This is a genomic window from Candidatus Hodarchaeum mangrovi, assembly GCF_975850365.1.
The window spans coordinates 1-3477 of record NZ_CDLCQJ010000146.1 but is presented as its reverse complement, the minus strand read 5'-3'; the positions used below and the strand labels follow the sequence as shown (position 1 = coordinate 3477).

The following is a 3477-nucleotide window of genomic DNA, read 5'->3' as shown; positions in this document are numbered from 1 at the left end:
ATGAAAATTATCAAACTTTAATTTTTTAGAAATCATCATCCCTTAGATTTCATTTTGTGAATTATTTGGAAATATATATATGAACATTCGAACTTTGTTCATATGAACGTTACTTTTTTTGGTGGAAATTTTGTTATGTCTAACTCTGACCACGACTGGTATTCATGGAAATCTGATCGCCGAAAAACCGAAATTGTCAAACGTCGTATAGCTAAACATTCTTTTGCCCAAATTGCTCGAGATCTCCTAGGTGATGAGAAAAAGAAGCCAACCATCTGGTCATGGGCAAAACGTAACCTTAGTGAATCTGAAATGTATCCTACTATGCGTTCTCTCCCTCAGGATCCCTATAAAAATTTTTCTGAGGTTGAACAATGGGTTATGTATGATATTCTCTCTTCTATGTTTCCTCGTTTGGACGCCATCTCCCAACACATCATATTCGAGGTACAAAAAATCTTAAATGAACAACAAAAGAGCTTTTCTCTTACTGCTGGATTTCTTGATGAATTAGAACAGCGGGTTATTGAAGCAATACGTCGAAACACAGCAGTTCTTACTACTAGAGTATCCACACCCATTTCTGTTGTACCATCTGTTCCACCCTCAGCTATTCCAAGAGCTCCTTCAATTGGTGCTACTTCTCCTCCACCACCGCCCCCTGGTTCATTACTTAGTCAAACTGTTGTTTCTCCTGGTACTATGAGTGAATTACGTACTGATTTTGAAGAGATGTCTTTAGATGAAATTAATTCTCTTCCTCCTGATTTCCTTGAAGCTTTATCTCCTCTAGATAGAAACCGACTTCAAAATCGTGTCAAAGAACTCCGAATGATTGAAAAAATGACTCCAGATGAACGAGAAGCTTATCTCTTAAAGAAAAAACAAGAAAAAGAACGTACAGAAGCCCAAGAGGGCCTTGGTTCTTCATTATCTGCGATGTTAGATGATTCTGATTCTCTATTTGCACGAATGCGTCGTGCTGCTGACGATTCACAGGTTACGGGTACTGGAACTTTTGGTAAATTCACTACTGAGTATATATATTTTTATTGTTTTTCCTGTGGCAAGATGAATAGGTCTGAAGAGGAATTTATTGACGGCTGTGAATATTGTGGGGCTGAGGCTGAACTACTTGTGCTAGATGATGAAAAATCTAACTATTCTTACTGGGAATGTCTATCATCAAAAGTTAAAGAGCCTGTAGATCATTCTTATACTCGTGGTAACCAAATAGCTATCCGTTCTCGATGGAAAACTCCTATTGATAAAGAAAATGATCTACATGGATGTGATAAAACCCAAATCAGAGAGATTACAAGTTCTGTTGAAATAAAAGCTGACCCTGACAAACAATTCTCTCATTATTTAACGCTTTTAAGACTTTATACTCAGTTACCGCTTCAAGGGGATCTAAAAACCTATCTATTTGATTTAAATAATGATATCCAAAAAATGGCTGACATTGACTCAAAAGAAATGGGGATAATCCAGACTTTAGCTATTCTTGAACAACTTCGTTTTTTAATTAACTGGATTAAATCACGAGATTTTTTGGATAATCACCCTACTCGTGAAGATATCATCAAGCAGTTCGAAAATCTATTAAAAGACATGGATCAAATGATTAACCCAGAATCTCCCCAGGATCTTCATAAATCTAGTGATATCGGTCAAATTAGTGGTAAAACTGAACAAATTCTTAATAGATTTACCTCTATACTAATTTTACTTGAATCTGAACTTCTACTTCCTACAAAATGGAAGTGTGGTGAATGTAATACTATTTTTGAAGTAAGGGATCGTTTTAGTATTCCTGACAGATGTGCTTCCTGTGGAAAAATAATTGCTCGCTTAGATCAAGTTAAATAATTTAAGGAAAATCAACAATAGATGTACATCAGAATTAGTCTTTTTACCCAAATTTAGGAGAGAATTTTCATATTTTCATTTGAATTTTTCAGTAGATAATTCCATATTGAGCTCCAAAAACTTGTTAAATATATTAGAAGTAAAACAGCTCCTAATACAAGGTGTATGGTACTGATTGCTTCTTCTCCCATAATGGAACTAATCCAGATTAAAATTGTTATTCGAATAGCATTCAAGAAAATTACACCAATACAACCAATTAGTCCTAGTGTTAAAACAGGAAATGCTTCTAAATCCCATTTTTGTCTTGTTATTAAGGTGAATATAAGGAAACAAATTATAAAAATAGTTAAACTTTGAATTCCAGAACAAGACTCAATTATCTCGAAATTAATAACTTCATTATGAACTTTTATTTCTAGTACTCCACTATTTAGTCTATTTAGAGAAAAATTAAAGATTTGTCCTAATAATATTGTTAGACTAAGCATTCCAGAAACCAAACAAAACATGACAGGAAGATTGCGGGTGAAGGATTGATGTGATATTCTAGATATAATAACCCCAAGAGTCACGATTAGTCCAATGGATATGATTTCCATTCCATATCTGTAGATTAATATAGTACCATTCACAGAAATATTAATCATTAGAGTTATAAACCAGTCGTCCCGAATAATAGTGAAAAAATGAATTATTACGATAAATAAAACTCCTATCATCAATATGGTTTGTGTTACTTGTTTATTTTTTATTTTTAAAAGCTTGTTCCAAAAAGAAAGTTCTAGGATGAAAATAATAAATTTAATAAGTATCTCTTGTGTTTCAAAAAGGAGAGAGAATGCACTCATAAGAATTAGGATATAAGATTTCTTCATTGGCAATTCTTCTTTATTTAATCTTTAGAAACTAGATAAACGAGATTAAATATATTTTTAAAGATAATGTTTTCTTATTTTGAATATTATTCTTGAACTTCAATAGAGTATCTAGTAAGTTTTTATATGTTTAATGCAATTTTTAAAACCAGAGCCTTTAATGGAATATATGCATTTATCTACTCAACTTCATAATAATTAGGGAATATAGTGAACAGGTGCATTAAATGGTTCATTATTCGTGTAAAATTGTTATGCTTGGAGAAGGTAGTGTGGGAAAGACTTCCTTGATTCGTCGATATGTTGAACATACCTTTTCACACGAATATATCACAACTATTGGATCGAATTTTCTTTTAAAACGCCTTGAACTTGAAGAAGGAACCAGAATGACAATACAATTATGGGATCTTTCAGGACAAGATTCCTTTCGCAATATTCGCACTCAATATTATCTTCATTCTCGTGGGGGGATTTTAGTATTTGATCTAACTCGTAAAACAACTATGCACGAAATGGATAAGTGGTATAGTGATTTTACGAAAAAAGCGGGTAAAGTACCCCTAATGCTTATTGGTAACAAGCTTGATCTTGAACATGAACGTCAAGTTTCAGTTGAGGAGGCAAAAGAATTGGCAGAACGTATTTCAGCAACCTATACTGAAACATCAGCATTAGATGGAACAGGTGTTGAGGAAGCATTCCTAGATTTAGCTTGGCGTATAGT

At 33.3% G+C, this 3477-nt stretch carries 3 protein-coding genes; 2 read left to right on the top strand and 1 reads right to left on the bottom strand.

From position 1 onward, the window contains the following. The first annotated feature begins 135 nt into the window (after nucleotides 1–135). Nucleotides 136–1872: a hypothetical protein gene (locus ACWVCY_RS14075; protein ID WP_455143618.1), complete on the top strand. Its 1737-nt coding sequence runs from the start codon at nucleotides 136–138 to the stop codon at nucleotides 1870–1872. 53 nt (nucleotides 1873–1925) lie between these two features. Here ACWVCY_RS14075 and ACWVCY_RS14070 read toward each other — a convergent pair whose 3' ends face one another. Then, entirely contained in the window at nucleotides 1926–2750 is an 825-nt protein-coding gene (locus ACWVCY_RS14070; RefSeq protein ID WP_455143616.1) for an exosortase/archaeosortase family protein, read from the bottom strand. Nucleotides 2751–2977: 227 nt separating this feature from the next. On the opposite strand from ACWVCY_RS14070, the gene ACWVCY_RS14065 reads away from it, so the two are divergent. After that, on the top strand, nucleotides 2978–3477 hold a 500-nt coding region (locus ACWVCY_RS14065), incomplete at its 3' end, for a Rab family GTPase (RefSeq protein ID WP_455143614.1).